The sequence below is a fragment of the Geodermatophilus sp. SYSU D01119 genome, from assembly GCF_054049975.1.
In genome coordinates this window covers 1-14067 of record NZ_JBJGYL010000031.1, presented here as the reverse complement: position 1 = coordinate 14067, position 14067 = coordinate 1, and the positions used below count along the sequence as shown (strand labels likewise).

Sequence of the window (14067 nt, the reverse complement as noted above, 5' to 3'; positions counted from 1 at the left end):
GCTAGGGACGCGATGACCTGCGCACATGGGGCGCGGATCCCCATCCGAGCGCCAGCGGTACCCACGTGAGCACGTGCGCCGGAGCGGGCCGGGGTGGTGCACTGCGGGGATGGCCGGCGCCCGCACCGTCCCCCTGCTGCCCTGCGCCTCGATCGACGAGGTGGCCGGCTTCGCCGCCGCCCTCGGCTTCGAGACGACGTACCGGCAGCAGCGCCCGAACCCCTGTCTCGCCACGCGACGCGACGACGTGGACCTGCACTGGTTCGCGCTGCCCGGCCACCGTCCCGAGGACTCCTACGGCAGCTGCCTGCTCGTGGTGGAGGACCCGGCGGAGCTCTCCGGGGCCTTCGCCGCCGGCCTCCGGGAGCGGTACGGGCGGCTGCCGCTGACCGGCTTCCCGCGCATCACCCGGCCGCGGCCGCGGTGCAACGCCGAGGGGTCGACCGGCTTCAGCGTGGTCGACCCCGGCGGCAACTGGATCCGCGTCGTGCGCGGCGGAGCGGAGCCCGAGTCGGCCGTGCCGGCGTCCCGGCTGGCCCGCAGCCTCGCCGACGCCGTCGTCGCGGCCGACTCCCGCGGCGACGTCGACCAGGCCACGAAGCTCCTCGCCGGCGCCCTGCGCCGGTCCCCGGACGCCGACCCGGTCGAGCGCGTCGAGGCGCTCGCCTTCCTCGCCGAGCTGGCCGTGCGGCGGGAGGAGCCGGCCGCCGCCCGGGAGGCGCTGCGCGACCTGGCCGCCGTCCCGCTCGACGCCGCCCAGCGCGAGGCGACGGCCGACGCCCGCCGGCAGGCGCAGGAGCTCTCGGCTCAGTGCTGGGCGCCCACCGCGTAGCGGGTGAACAGGACGCCGTCCTCCTCGAGCACCTGCAGCAGCCGCGGGCGGACGACGGCGGACAGCGCGGGCCCGACCAGCCGCGCCTCGCCGCCGACGAGCGCGGGGGAGAGGGTCAGGTCGAGCTCGTCGACGACGCCCGCCTCCAGCGCGGCCGCCAGCAGCGCCGGCCCGCCCTCGCACACCAGCTGCTCGAGCCCCCGCCCGGCCAGCCGGTCGAGCGCCAGCGGCAGGTCGACGTCGTCGTCCCCGCAGACGAGCACGTCCACGCCGGCGGCGGCCAGCGCGGCCCGGCGCTCGGCGGGCGCCGCCGCGCAGGTGACCAGCACGGTCGAGGGCACCGCCAGCCGGCCGTCCGGCGCGAGCGACGCCCGCCGCGACACGACGACGACCGGCGCCGCCGCCGGCCGCCCCAGCGAGGCCCGCAGCGCCACCACGGCGGGGTCGGCGTCCACCGGCCGGTAGCCCTCCGCGGTGGCCGTGCCGGCGCCCACCAGCACGCCGTCGGCGAGCGCCCGCAGCGTCCGGAACACCCGCTGGTCGCCCGGCGACCCGAGCCCCGCGCTCCGCCCGCCGACGGCGATCGCCCCGTCGAGGGAGGTCACGAAGTCCACCCGCAGCGACCGGCCGGGCGGCAGCCGGTACGCCTCGGCCAGGTCGGCGTCGGACAGGCCGTCCGCGGGGTCCGGGTGCAGCCGGCGCATCAGGTGGTGAGGATCGCGGCGCTCTCGGCCGGCAGCGTCACCGTCGTCCCGTCCAGCGCCGGCTCGCCGGACGTCGCGAACAGCACGCCGGTCGCCGTCCGGTCGAGGTCGACCTCCTGTTCCTCGCCGGACAGGTTGGCCACCACGCGCAGCCCGCCGCGGTGCACCACGAGCACGCGGTCCTCGTCGTCCCAGCCGACCTCGACGGCCGACAGGTCGGCGTCCACGAGCTCGGGGTGCTGCCGCCGCAGGGCAAGCAGCGTCCGGTGCACCTCGAGCAGCCGGGCGTGCGGCTCGCGCTCGGGCTCCGACCAGTCCAGCTTCGAGCGGCGGAAGGTCTCGGGGTCCTGCGGGTCGGGCACCTCGTCGGCGTCCCAGCCGTGCCCGGCGAACTCGCTCTTGCGGCCCTCCGCCGTCGCCCGGCCGATGTCCGGGTCGGTGTGGCTGGTGAAGAACTGCCACGGGGTGGCGGCGCCCCACTCCTCGCCCATGAAGAGCATCGGGGTGAAGGGGCTGGTCAGCACCAGGGTGGCGCCGACGGCGAGCAGGCCGGGGGAGAGGGTGGCCGAGATCCGGTCGCCGACGGCGCGGTTGCCGATCTGGTCGTGGTCCTGCAGGTAGCCGAGGAACTTCCAGCCCGGCAGCCGGGTGGTGTCCACGGGCCGGCCGTGGTGGCGACGGCGGAAGCTCGACCACGCGTCGTCGTGGAAGAAGGCGCCGGTGAGCGTCTTGGCCACCCCGCCGAGCCCGGCCTCGGCGAAGTCGCGGTAGTAGCCCTGCCCCTCGCCGGTGAGCGTGGCGTGCAGCGCGTGGTGGAAGTCGTCGCTCCACTGCGCGTCGATGCCGGTGCCGCCGGCGACGCGCGGGGTGACCAGGCGCGGGTCGTTGAGGTCGCTCTCGGCGATGAGCGTGAGCGGCCGGCCCACGGCGACCGAGAGCGCCTCGACCTCGCGCGCCATCTCCTCCAGCACGTGGGTGGCGCGCTCGTCGACCAGCGCGTGCACGGCGTCGAGCCGCAGCCCGTCGACGTGCATGTCCCGCAGCCACATCAGCGCGTTGTCCAGGATGTAGCGGCGCACCTCGTCGGAGTCGGGCCCCGACAGGTTCACCGACTCGCCCCAGGTGTTCGCGCCGCCCTCGCTGAAGACCGGCATGAACAGCGGCAGGTAGTTCCCGGACGGCCCGAGGTGGTTGTAGACGACGTCCTGGATGACGCCGAGGCCGCGCTGGTGGCAGGCGTCGACGAAGCGCTGGTAGGCGGCCGGGCCGCCGTAGCTCTCCTGCACCGCGTACCAGAGCACGCCGTCGTAGCCCCAGTTGTGGGCGCCGTCGAAGGTGTTCACCGGCAGCAGCTCGACGAAGTCGACGCCGAGGTCGACGAGGTGGCCGAGCCGGTCGATCGCCGAGTCGAGGGTGCCCTCGGGGGTGAAGGTGCCGACGTGCATCTCGTAGACGACGCCGCCGGCCAGCGGGCGCCCGGTCCACGCGGTGTCGCCCCAGGCGTACGCGGACGGGTCGAACCGGCGGGAGAGGCCGTGCACGCCGGCGGGCTGCCGCCGCGCGCGCGGGTCGGGTCGCGGCGTGTCGTCGTCGCCGAGCAGGAAGCCGTAGTCGGCGTCGGGGCCGGCCTCGACCTCCGCGCGCCACCAGCCGCGCTCGTCGCGGCGCATGTCGTGCACGGCGTCGTCGACCTGCACGCGCACCCGCTCGGGCACGGGCGCCCAGACGGCGAACTCGACGGGTGCGGACATGCGGGGACCTCCAGGGGGCGTGCGGGGTGACCGGACCGTCTTGCCCGCGCTGCGGCCCGCCAATCACTGCGCTGCGGCCCGCCGATCACTGCGCTGCCGCCCGCCGATCACTGCGCCGCGGCCGGCCGACCACTGCGCCGCGGCCGGCTGGCGGGCCACTGCGCTGCGCCCGGGGTTGCCACCAGGTGCGGCGGCCGGGGGAGCCCCGGCCGCCGCACGCGGGTCACGGCAGCTGCAGCACCTGGCCGACCGAGATCCGGTTCGGGTTCGGCACCGCGTCGCGGTTGGCCGCCCACAGCGCCCGCCAGCCGCCGTCGACGCCCTCGGCGCGGGCGATCTTGGCCAGCGTGTCGCCGCGGACGACGGTGTGCGTGTCGCCGGAGGCGGCGGGCGCGGCGGCCGGGGCGGCAGCGGGGGCCGGGGCCGGTGCCGCGGCCGGGGACCCCGCCTCGGGCGCCGACGGGTCCAGGCCCTCGCCGCAGGTGGGCCAGGCGCCCGGGCCCTGGACGTCGAGCGTGCGCTCGGCGACGGCGATCTGCTGCGCCTTGGTGGCCAGGTCGGCGCGCGGCGCGTAGGCGGTGCCACCGAAGGCGGCCCAGGTGCTCTGGCTGAACTGCAGCCCGCCGTAGTAGCCGTTCCCGGTGTTGATCGACCAGTTGCCGCTGGACTCGCACTGGGCGACGGCGTCCCAGTCGTTGGGGGCGGCGGCCGAGGCGGGGCCGGCGGCGACGCCGAGGGCGACCGCCGCGACGCCGGTCGTCACGAGGGCACGGCGGATCAGGGAGGTGGACGTGCGCATGGGGGATCTCCGATCCACCGCCTGCGAGGTGAGCTGTCGGGTTCGGAGCGATCGGTGCCCCGGCCGCACGACGTGCGGCTTCACCCCGAGGCGCTGCGTCCGGTCCCCCCGTGACCACGGTGCAGGCGCCGAGATGGGTCCCCCACCCCCGTCCTGGCTGTGCAGAGGAACGGAGCCCGGCGGACGGGGTTCGGCGGACCGGCTCCGGCACGTGGCCGTTCTGGACCCGCGTGCGCAGCCAAGGTAACGAACGGGTCACGCCGTGGCTCGTCCGCCCCACGCGTCACGGGCGTGTCGGGAGGGGCGCCTCGTCGGCCACGGGGAGGAGCCGCAGGTCACGCAGGGGCCGGGCGACCGCCCGGTCCCCGCGTGACCTCCGTCTCAGTCGCGGACGAGCAGCGCCACCGGCAGCCGGGCGAGCAGCTCGCCCACCGGCGTCCCGCCGGCGTCGGAGACCACCCGGGTGCCGGTCAGGACGTCCCGCCAGGCTCCGGTGGGCAGCGCCAGCGCGGTGTCGCCCCAGCCGGACGCCGCCAGCGCCACGGGCAGCCGCGTCGCCACCGTCACCGCGCCGCCCTGCTCCCCGGACCCGCGGTCGAAGGCGACGACGTGCTGCGCGGCGGACCCGGTCACCTGCACGGGCGTGTAGCCGGTGAACAGTTCCGGGCGGTCCCGGCGCAGCCGCAGCGCCCGCGAGGTGACCAGCAACTTGGCCGCGCCGGTCGCGTCGACCCCGGGCACCTCACCGCCGTCGAGCCGGGCCAGCAGTGCGCGCCGCTCGTCGTAGTCGACCGGGCGGCGGTTGTCCGGGTCGACCAGCGAGTGGTCCCACAGCTCGGTGCCCTGGTAGACGTCGGGGACGCCGGGCATCGTCAGCTGCAGCAGCTTCTGCGCCAGCCCGTTCGACCGCCCCGCCGCCGCGATCCGCTCGACGAACGCCTCGATCTCGCCGTGCGTCGTCGCGTCGTCGAAGGCGGCGTCGACCATCGCGTGCAGCGCGGCCTCGAACTCCTCGTCGACGTCGGTCCACGTCGTCGACAGCCCGGCCTCCCGGGCCGCCTTCTCCGCGTAGGCGTGCGCCCGCTCGCGGGACAGCGGCCAGGCGCCGACCAGGTTCTGCCACACCAGGTGCGCCAGCGGCCGGTCGGGCAGCGGGTGGCGCGACAGCCAGCCGCGCACCAGGTCGGCCCACTCGGTGGGCACCTCGGCGAGGACGGCCAGGCGGGCCCGGGTGTCCTCGCTGCGCTTGGTGTCGTGCGTGGTCAGCGTGGTCATCGACTCGGGCTTGCGCGCGAGCCGCCGCGCCTGCGCCTCGTGCCACTCCTCGACGGTGCTGCCGAACCGGGCCGGGTCCCCGCCCACCTCGTTGAGGACCACGAAGCGCGCCCACCGGTAGTAGGCGCTGTCCTCGACGCCCTTGGCCATCACCGGGCCGCTGGTCTGCTCGAAGCGGGTGGCCGCCTCGGTGCCGGCCTGCGCCAGCACCGGGTGCAGCGCGTCGACCGCGGCGACCAGGTCGGGCCGGCGGTCGCGGACGGCGGCCACCGCGGCGTCGAGGTGCTCGCGGCCGTCGGGCAGGTAGCTGCGGTAGACCGAGAAGGTGGCCAGCAGCTCGGCCAGCGCCTCCTTCTCCGTCTCCACGTCAACGCCCGGCAGCTCGCCGATCACCCGCACCAGCCGGGCCACCTCCGAGCCGAGGATCCCGTCGGTCACCTCGCGCTTGCAGTCGTGCACCAGCTGCGCGTAGTCGACCTCCCGGCCGGACAGCTCGGTGTCCAGCGCGGTCAGGCCCGCCTCGCCCGCCGGGTCGACGAGGACGTCGTCGACCTCGGCGAGCGCGTCGTAGCCGGTGGTGCCGGCGGTGCGCCAGCTGTCGGGCAGGTCCTCACCGGGCTCGAGGATCTTCTCGACCACCGTCCAGCGCCCGCCGGAGGCCTCGGCCAGCCGGTCGAGGTAGCCCTTCGGGTCGGCGAGGCCGTCGGGGTGGTCGATCCGCAGCCCGTCGACGGCGCCGTCCTCGACGAGCCGCAGCACCAGCTCGTGGGTGGCCCGGAAGACCTCCGAGTCCTCCACGCGCAGCCCGGCGAGGGTGTTGATGGCGAAGAACCGCCGGTAGTTGAGGTCGGCGTCCGCGCGCCGCCAGTCGACCAGCTCGTAGTGCTGCCGGTCGTGCACCTCCTGCGGCGTCCCCTCGCCGGTGCCGGGCGCGAGGGGGAAGCGGTTGTCGTAGTAGCGGAGCTCGCCGTCCACCACCTCGAGCTTCTCGACGTCGTCGGCCGAGCCCAGGACCGGGATGCGGACGCGCCCGCCGCCGAAGTCCCAGTCGACGTCGAACGCCGACGCGTGCGCGCTGTCGCGGCCGTGCTGGAGCACGTCCCACCACCAGGGCGCCTCGGCCGGGTCGGCCACGCCCATGTGGTTGGGCACGAGGTCGAGCACCAGGCCCAGCCCGTGCTCGTGCAGCGCCGCCACGAGCCGGTCGAAGCCCTCCTGCCCGCCGCGCGACTCGTCGACGTGCGCGTGGTCGACGGTGTCGTAGCCGTGCGTGCTGCCCGCCGCCGAGCGCAGCAGCGGGGAGGTGTACGCGTGGCTCACGCCGAGGTCGGCCAGGTAGCCGGCCACCGCCGCGGCGTCGTCGAGGGTGAACCCGGCGGTCACCTGCAGCCGGTAGGTCGCCGCCGGGACGCCCCGGCGGCGCTCGGTCGCCTCGCTCACGGCGCGGCCTGCAGCACGACGGTGGCGCGCGCCTCGACCCGGACGGTGTCGCCGGCCTTGACCTGCACCGGCTCGACGGCGCCCAGCTCCGCGGTGTCGACGACGACCGTCCAGCCCTCGGCGTACTCGCCCGGCGGCACGGTGAACTCGATCGGCTCGTGGTGGGCGTTGAACGCGAGGTAGAAGCAGTCGTCGACGACGTCCTCGCCGCGCTCGTCGGTCTCCCGGATGCCGTGGCCGTTGAGGTACATGGCCAGCGACTTGGCGAAGCCGGCGTCCCAGTCCTCGTCGCTCATCAGCTCGCCGGACGGGGTGAACCAGGCGACGTCCTGCACCGGGTCGCCCTCCTCGCGGCGCACCGGGCGGCCGTGGAAGAACCGGCGACGGCGGAAGGTCGGGTGCTCGGTGCGCAGCCGGGTGACCAGCTTGGTGAACTCCAGCAGCCCCTCGTCGACCGAGTCCCAGTCGATCCAGGTCAGCTCGGAGTCCTGGCAGTAGCCGTTGTTGTTGCCGTTCTGCGTGCGGCCGAGCTCGTCGCCGTGCAGCAGCATCGGCACGCCCTGGCTGAGCATCAGCGAGGCGATGAAGTTGCGCCGCTGGCGGGCGCGCAGCTCGAGCACCTCCGGGTCGTCGGTCTCGCCCTCGACGCCGCAGTTCCAGCTGCGGTTGTGGCTCTCGCCGTCGTTGTTGCCCTCGCCGTTGGCCTCGTTGTGCTTCTCGTTGTAGGAGACGAGGTCGTTGAGGGTGAACCCGTCGTGCGCGGTGACGAAGTTGATGCTCGCCACCGGCCGGCGGCCGGAGTGCTTGTACAGGTCGGCCGAGCCGGAGATGCGGCTGGCGAACTCGCCGATGGTGGCGTCCTCGCCGCGCCAGAAGTCGCGGACGGTGTCGCGGTACTTGCCGTTCCACTCGGTCCACAGGGCCGGGAAGTTGCCCACCTGGTAGCCGCCGTCGCCGACGTCCCACGGCTCGGCGATGAGCTTCACCTGGCTGACGATCGGGTCCTGGTGCACCAGGTCGAAGAACGCCGACAGCCGGTCGACCTCGTGGAACTGCCGGGCGAGGGTGGAGGCGAGGTCGAAGCGGAAGCCGTCGACGTGCATCTCGGTGACCCAGTAGCGCAGCGAGTCCATGATCAGCTGCAGCGCCTGCGGGGTGCGGACGTTGAGCGAGTTCCCGGTGCCCGTGGTGTCCATGTAGTACTGCTCGTCACCCTCGACCAGCCGGTAGTACGTCCGGTTGTCGATGCCCTTGAACGACAGCGTCGGGCCCATGTGGTTGCCCTCGGCCGTGTGGTTGTAGACGACGTCGAGGATGACCTCGATGCCGGCCTCGTGCAGCGTCCGGACCATGCCCTTGAACTCCTGGACCTGCTGGCCGTCGGTCTGCTGCGCGTACTCGTTGTGCGGCGCGAAGAAGCCGATCGTGTTGTAGCCCCAGTAGTTGCGCAGGCCCTTCTGCAGCAGCGTGTCGTCCTGCACGAACTGGTGCACGGGCATGAGCTCGATCGCGGTGATGCCCAGCGACTGCAGGTGCTCGATGACCGCCGGGTGCGCGATGCCGGCGTAGGTGCCGCGCAGCTCCTCGGGGACGCGCGGGTGCGTCATCGTCAGGCCCTTGACGTGGGCCTCGTAGATGACCGTCTTGTTGTAGGGGGTCCGCGGCGGGCGGTCCACGCCCCAGTCGAAGTACGGGTTGACGACGACGGACTTCGGCATGTGCGGCGCGGAGTCGTCGTCGTTGCGCTCACCGCTGCCGAAGCGGTAGCCGAAGCAGGCCTCGTCCCAGTCGACGTTGCCGTCGATGGCCTTGGCGTAGGGGTCGAGCAGCAGCTTGTTCGGGTTGCACCGGTGCCCGTTCTCGGGGTCGTACGGGCCGTGCACGCGGAAGCCGTAGCGCTGCCCGGGCTGGATGCCGGGCAGGAAGGCGTGCCAGACGTAGCCGTCCATCTCGGGGAGCCGGATGCGCTCCTCGTTGCCCGCCTCGTCGAAGAGGCAGAGCTCCACCTTCTCCGCGACCTCGCTGAAGATGGCGAAGTTGGTCCCGGTGCCGTCGTAGGTGGCTCCGAGGGGGTAGGCGGAGCCGGGCCACACCTGGGTCATGGACGTGTTTCCTCCTGCACGGGGCGCCCGCGGGCGGGGTCCGGGGGCGCGACGGCCCCCCGCCACGGGCGTCGGCAGGGGGTCTGGACACGGGGGTGCCCGCACGTCCCTTGCCCGATCCGCGACCGCCCACACCTGCCGCGTCGGACGTCACGTCCCACGCGTCACAGCGGTCCCGGCGGCCCGGTGGCCGGTCCCCTGGAGCCCTGCGCCGACGGGGCCCCGACGACGGGGCCCTGATGACGGGGCCCCGACGACGACGCCCCCCACGGCGGGGCCGCGGGGGGCGTCGTGCGCAGGTCCGGCGGCGCCTGTCCGGCGGCCGGGGAGCTGCGCCGGGTCCGACCTCGCCCTGTCTCCGGGTGGCACTGGTCCCTGCGCGCTCCTGCGAGGCGACACGCTAGCGGGCGCGACGCGCCGGGACGAGCACCGAGGCCCCTCCCGGTCAACCGGCACGGTCCCGTCCGTCCCCCGGGGCGCAGCCGCCCGTCCCGTCACACCGGTTTCTGTCGCCGGTCGGTCGTACCGTCGTCTCCGTGCGCGCGACCACCGACATCCGGCCCACCCAGGGGCGTTTCCGCGTCGTCAGCGAGTTCCAGCCCTCGGGCGACCAGCCGGCGGCGATCAAGGCCCTCGCCGAGCGGGTCAACTCGGGCGAGAAGGACTCCGTGCTGCTGGGCGCCACCGGTACCGGGAAGTCGGCCACCACGGCCTGGCTCATCGAGCAGGTGCAGCGGCCCACGCTGGTCATGGCGCCGAACAAGACGCTCGCCGCGCAGCTGGCCAACGAGTTCCGCGAGCTGCTGCCCGACAACGCCGTCGAGTACTTCGTCTCGTACTACGACTACTACCAGCCCGAGGCGTACGTCCCGCAGACCGACACCTACATCGAGAAGGACTCCTCGATCAACGAGGAGGTCGAGCGGCTGCGGCACTCGGCCACCAACAGCCTGCTCACCCGGCGCGACGTCGTCGTGGTCTCCACCGTCTCCTGCATCTACGGCCTGGGCACGCCGTCGGAGTACGTCGACCGGGCGCTGAAGATCTCGGTGGGGGAGGAGCGCGACCGCGACGAGCTGCTGCGCACCCTGGTCACCGAGCAGTACACCCGCAACGACCTGTCCTTCACCCGCGGCACGTTCCGGGTGCGCGGCGACACGATCGAGGTCTTCCCGGTCTACGAGGAGCTCGCCGTCCGGATCGAGATGTTCGGCGACGAGGTCGAGCGGCTGTACTACCTGCACCCGCTCACCGGCGAGGTCGTGCGCGAGGTCCACGAGCTGTTCGTCTTCCCGGCCAGCCACTACGTCGCCGGGCCGGAGCGCATGGAGCGGGCCATCGGCACCATCGAGGCCGAGCTCGAGGAGCGGCTGGCGGAGCTGGAGAAGCAGGGCAAGCTCCTGGAGGCCCAGCGGCTGCGCATGCGCACCACCTACGACATCGAGATGATCCGCCAGGTCGGCTTCTGCTCCGGCATCGAGAACTACTCGCGGCACATCGACGGCCGCGCGCCGGGAACCGCGGGTGCCTGTCTCATCGACTACTTCCCCGACGACTTCCTGCTCGTCATCGACGAGTCGCACGTGACCGTGCCGCAGATCGGCGGCATGTACGAGGGCGACATGAGCCGCAAGCGCACGCTGGTGGAGCACGGCTTCCGGCTGCCCTCGGCGATGGACAACCGCCCGCTCAAGTGGGAGGAGTTCACCGACCGGATCGGCCAGACCGTCTACCTGTCGGCCACCCCGGGCCCCTACGAGCTGGGCCGCGTGCAGGGCGACGTGGTGGAGCAGGTCATCCGCCCCACCGGCCTCGTCGACCCGGAGGTCGTCGTCAAGCCGACCAAGGGCCAGATCGACGACCTGGTGGGCGAGATCCGCGAGCGCACCGAGAAGGACGAGCGGGTCCTCGTCACCACGCTGACCAAGAAGATGGCCGAGGACCTCACCGACTACCTGCTCGAGCTCGGCATCAAGGTCCGCTACCTGCACTCCGAGGTCGACACGCTGCGCCGGGTCGAGCTGCTGCGGGAGCTGCGGCAGGGCGAGTACGACGTGCTGGTCGGCATCAACCTGCTGCGGGAGGGCCTCGACCTGCCCGAGGTGTCGCTGGTGGCCATCCTCGACGCCGACAAGGAGGGCTTCCTCCGCTCGGGCACCTCGCTGATCCAGACGATCGGCCGCGCGGCGCGCAACGTGTCGGGCCAGGTGCACATGTACGCCGACACGATCACGCCCTCGATGGCCACGGCGATCGAGGAGACCAGCCGGCGTCGCGAGAAGCAGATCGCCTACAACCGCGAGCGGGGCATCGACCCGCAGCCGCTGCGCAAGAAGATCGTCGACATCCTCGACGGGATCTACCGCGAGGCCGAGGACGGCGGCGCCGAGCTCGTCGGCGGGTCGGGCCGCCAGCAGTCCCGCGGCAAGGCGCCGGTGCCGGGGCTGTCGTCGAAGACCAAGGGCAAGGCCGGGGCGATCGACGTCCAGGGCCTGCCGCGCGCCGAGCTGGCCGACCTGATCAGCCAGATGAACGACCAGATGCTCGCCGCCGCCCGCGAGCTGCAGTTCGAGGTGGCCGCCCGGCTGCGCGACGAGCTCACCGAGCTCAAGAAGGAGCTGCGCCAGCTCGACGCCGCGCACGCCTGACGCGGCCCGCGGGGCCGGCCGGTGGGCCGGCCCCGCGGGGACCGTCCGCGGCGCCCGACGGTGTGCGGGGACGTGCGGTCCCGGGCGCCCTCGCTGCACCCCGGCGCACGCTGTCGCCGGGCCGGCCCCGGCGCGCCCGCCCCGGCCGGGGAGGCGGACGCAACCGTCTGTCCCGTCCGGGAACCCGGCGCCCCCCGCCGCCCGTTGACCGTCCTGGACCCACCCGTGCGACGTTCCTGCGCCTCGCGGACCGGGTCCTGCGTGGAGGGGAGTATCCCGCCGCGGTGGCGTCGTCAGCACGGGCCGCAGGACCCCGGCGCCACCGGCCGACCGATCCCGGTCGGTGGGAGAGACCTCCGGTGCTGACAACTGCCAGTGGACCGGAGGTACCACCGTATGGACGTCCCCTTCTGGGTGTGGGCGATCACCGTCGGCGCGATCATCGCGATGATCGCCTTCGACTTCGTCGGTCACGTGCGCACACCGCACGCCCCCACGCTGCGGGAGGCCGCCACCTGGTCGGCGGCCTACGTCGCGATCGCCGTGGTGTTCGGCATCGGGGTGTGGGTCTTCGCCGGCGGCCAGTACGGCGGTGAGTACTTCGCCGGCTACATCACCGAGAAGAGCCTGTCCGTCGACAACCTCTTCGTCTTCGTCCTGATCATGGCCAGCTTCGCGGTGCCCCGGGAGCTGCAGCAGAAGGTGCTGCTCTTCGGCATCGCGTTCGCGCTGGTCCTGCGGACGGTCTTCATCTTCCTCGGCGCCGCCGCGATCGAGAACTTCAGCTGGGTCTTCTACCTGTTCGGCGCGTTCCTCATCTACACCGCGGTCGCGCAGGCACGCGCCGGCGGGGACGACGACGAGGAGTTCGAGGAGAACGGCTTCCTGCGCCTGGTCCGCCGGGTCATCCCGACGACGTCGGACTACCACGGCGACCGGATGGTCACCAAGGTCGACGGCAAGCGCTTCATCACCCCGCTGGCCATCGCCCTGGTCGCCATCGGCAGCGCCGACATCCTCTTCGCCGTCGACTCGATCCCGGCCATCTTCGGCCTGACCGAGGAGACCTTCCTGGTCTTCACCGCCAACGCCTTCTCGCTGCTCGGCCTGCGCCAGCTGTTCTTCCTCATCGACGGCCTGCTCGACCGGCTGGTCTACCTGCACTACGGCCTGGCGGTCATCCTCGGCTTCATCGGGGTCAAGCTGCTCATCCACGCGCTGCACGAGAACGAGCTGCCCTTCATCAACGGCGGCGAGCACGTCACCGCCATCCCGGAGATCCCGACCTGGCTGTCGCTCCTGGTCATCGTCGTCACGCTGTTCGTCACCACCGTGGCGAGCCTGGCGCGCAGCCGCCGCGACGCCCGCGAGGCCGCCGCGGTGGGCGCCCCGGAGCCCAGCGCGGGCCGGGACGCGGCCGCCGTCGCCGGGGAGACCGGGACGCCGACCGTGCGCACCGAGGGCGACGTCCCCGCTGCGACGGGTGCCGACGAGCGCGGCGAGCACCGTTCCTCCTGAGCGGCCGCGGGCCGGGCGGGCGCCTGGGTGGCGCCCGCCCGGCCCCGTCCGGCGCCCGGGTCGCGGCACCTGTTCACCCGGGTGACCGTGCGGCAGTATCCGAGACACGTCCGCTCCGCCGGGTGCCCGACCGGCACCCGGTGCGGCGGTGCCGGGGGACGGCGCCGGGCGCCCGCGCCCGCGTCCCCCGGTCGCACCGGCCCGCCGGTGCGCTGCGCAGCGGCGACCGCCGCGGCGCTCGACGACAGTCATGGGAGCTCAACAGATGGGTGTCAGCCTCTCCAAGGGCGGGAACGTCTCGCTGACCAAGGAGGCGCCGGGTCTGACCGCCGTGAACGTCGGCCTCGGCTGGGACGTCAACACGTTCTCCGGCGGCGACTTCGACCTCGACGCGTCGGCGATCATGCTCGACGCCGGCGGCAGGGTCACCCCCGACGACTCGGGCTTCGTGTTCTTCAACAACCTGCGCAGCCCCGACGGCTCCGTCGTCCACGTCGGTGACAACCTCACCGGCCAGGGCGAGGGCGACGACGAGGTCATCCAGGTCAACCTGGCCGGTGTCCCGCCGACCGTCGACAAGATCGTCTTCCCGGTGTCGATCTACGACGCCGACAACCGCAAGCAGAACTTCGGCGCCGTCCGCAACGCCTTCATCCGCGTCGTGAACCAGGCCAACGGCTCCGAGATCGCCCGCTACGACCTCACCGAGGACGCCTCGGTCGAGACCGCCATGGTCTTCGGTGAGCTGTACCGCAACGGCGCCGACTGGAAGTTCCGCGCCGTCGGCCAGGGCTACGCCTCCGGCCTGCGTGGCATCGCCCAGGACTTCGGCGTCAACGTCGGCTGACCTGCCGCACCACCCGCCGGGCCCGGACGCCACCGCGTCCGGGTCCGGCGCCCCGGCCCGGGGCGTCCCCCCCGGCCCCACCCCGCTCACCCCCCGGCCCGGCTGTACCCCCCTGTTCGCCCCCGCCCCCCCCCGGCCCGCGCCCCCCCGC

At 73.7% G+C, this 14067-nt stretch carries 9 protein-coding genes and 1 riboswitch; of the genes, 4 read left to right on the top strand and 5 right to left on the bottom strand.

What is annotated here, in order from left to right; all coding sequences use genetic code 11:
* Window positions 1-109: 109 nt before the first annotated feature.
* Complete coding sequence (locus ACI79X_RS19870; protein WP_457027145.1) at window positions 110-832, top strand: VOC family protein; 723 nt, start codon at window positions 110-112, stop codon at window positions 830-832.
* Here the strand turns inward: ACI79X_RS19870 and ACI79X_RS19865 are convergent.
* The 5 genes from ACI79X_RS19865 to glgX all read right to left on the bottom strand — a co-directional run bounded on the left by ACI79X_RS19865 (window position 808) and on the right by glgX (window position 8903).
* Entirely contained in the window at window positions 808-1536 is a 729-nt protein-coding gene (locus tag ACI79X_RS19865; RefSeq protein ID WP_457027144.1) for a dihydrofolate reductase family protein, read from the bottom strand. The two genes, ACI79X_RS19870 and ACI79X_RS19865, sit on opposite strands and share 25 nt — an antisense overlap.
* Window positions 1536-3287 carry a malto-oligosyltrehalose trehalohydrolase gene (treZ, locus tag ACI79X_RS19860; RefSeq protein WP_457027143.1) on the bottom strand — a complete coding sequence of 584 codons (1752 nt, stop codon included), beginning with the start codon at window positions 3285-3287 and terminating at the stop codon, window positions 1536-1538. The genes ACI79X_RS19865 and treZ overlap by 1 nt, the downstream gene beginning before the upstream one ends.
* A 223-nt stretch (window positions 3288-3510) precedes the next feature.
* Window positions 3511-4086 (bottom strand): transglycosylase family protein, encoded by a 576-nt coding sequence (locus tag ACI79X_RS19855; RefSeq protein WP_457027142.1) that lies wholly within the window; start codon window positions 4084-4086, stop codon window positions 3511-3513.
* Window positions 4087-4089: 3 nt separating this feature from the next.
* Window positions 4090-4224, bottom strand: a riboswitch (cyclic di-AMP (ydaO/yuaA leader).
* A gap of 243 nt (window positions 4225-4467) precedes the next feature.
* The gene (treY, locus tag ACI79X_RS19850; protein WP_457027141.1) at window positions 4468-6801 is read right to left on the bottom strand and encodes a malto-oligosyltrehalose synthase; all 2334 of its coding nucleotides are present in this window, start codon (window positions 6799-6801) and stop codon (window positions 4468-4470) included.
* Complete coding sequence (glgX, locus tag ACI79X_RS19845) at window positions 6798-8903, bottom strand: glycogen debranching protein GlgX (protein ID WP_457027140.1); 2106 nt, start codon at window positions 8901-8903, stop codon at window positions 6798-6800. The genes treY and glgX overlap by 4 nt, the downstream gene beginning before the upstream one ends.
* Before the next feature lie 536 nt (window positions 8904-9439).
* Between glgX and uvrB the strand changes: the two genes are divergently transcribed.
* The 3 genes from uvrB to ACI79X_RS19830 all read left to right on the top strand — a co-directional run bounded on the left by uvrB (window position 9440) and on the right by ACI79X_RS19830 (window position 13916).
* Complete coding sequence (uvrB, locus tag ACI79X_RS19840; protein WP_457027139.1) at window positions 9440-11551, top strand: excinuclease ABC subunit UvrB; 2112 nt, start codon at window positions 9440-9442, stop codon at window positions 11549-11551.
* A gap of 396 nt (window positions 11552-11947) precedes the next feature.
* Window positions 11948-13069, top strand: a complete 1122-nt coding sequence (locus tag ACI79X_RS19835) for a TerC family protein (RefSeq protein WP_457027138.1) — start codon at window positions 11948-11950, stop codon at window positions 13067-13069.
* A 265-nt stretch (window positions 13070-13334) separates the two neighbouring features.
* Window positions 13335-13916, top strand: coding sequence for a TerD family protein (locus ACI79X_RS19830; protein ID WP_457027137.1), 582 nt, complete (start codon window positions 13335-13337; stop codon window positions 13914-13916).
* Window positions 13917-14067: the final 151 nt, after the last annotated feature.

Bases quoted from the DNA above. Each gene is read 5' to 3' on its own strand.
- ACI79X_RS19870 (WP_457027145.1), top strand. From the start codon at position 110: ATGGCCGGCGCCCGCACCGTCCCCCTGCTGCCCTGCGCCTCGATCGAC.
- ACI79X_RS19865 (WP_457027144.1), bottom strand. From the start codon at position 1,536: ATGCGCCGGCTGCACCCGGACCCCGCGGACGGCCTGTCCGACGCCGAC.
- treZ (WP_457027143.1), bottom strand. From the start codon at position 3,287: ATGTCCGCACCCGTCGAGTTCGCCGTCTGGGCGCCCGTGCCCGAGCGG.
- ACI79X_RS19855 (WP_457027142.1), bottom strand. From the start codon at position 4,086: ATGCGCACGTCCACCTCCCTGATCCGCCGTGCCCTCGTGACGACCGGC.
- glgX (WP_457027140.1), bottom strand. From the start codon at position 8,903: ATGACCCAGGTGTGGCCCGGCTCCGCCTACCCCCTCGGAGCCACCTAC.
- ACI79X_RS19835 (WP_457027138.1), top strand. From the start codon at position 11,948: ATGGACGTCCCCTTCTGGGTGTGGGCGATCACCGTCGGCGCGATCATC.
- ACI79X_RS19830 (WP_457027137.1), top strand. From the start codon at position 13,335: ATGGGTGTCAGCCTCTCCAAGGGCGGGAACGTCTCGCTGACCAAGGAG.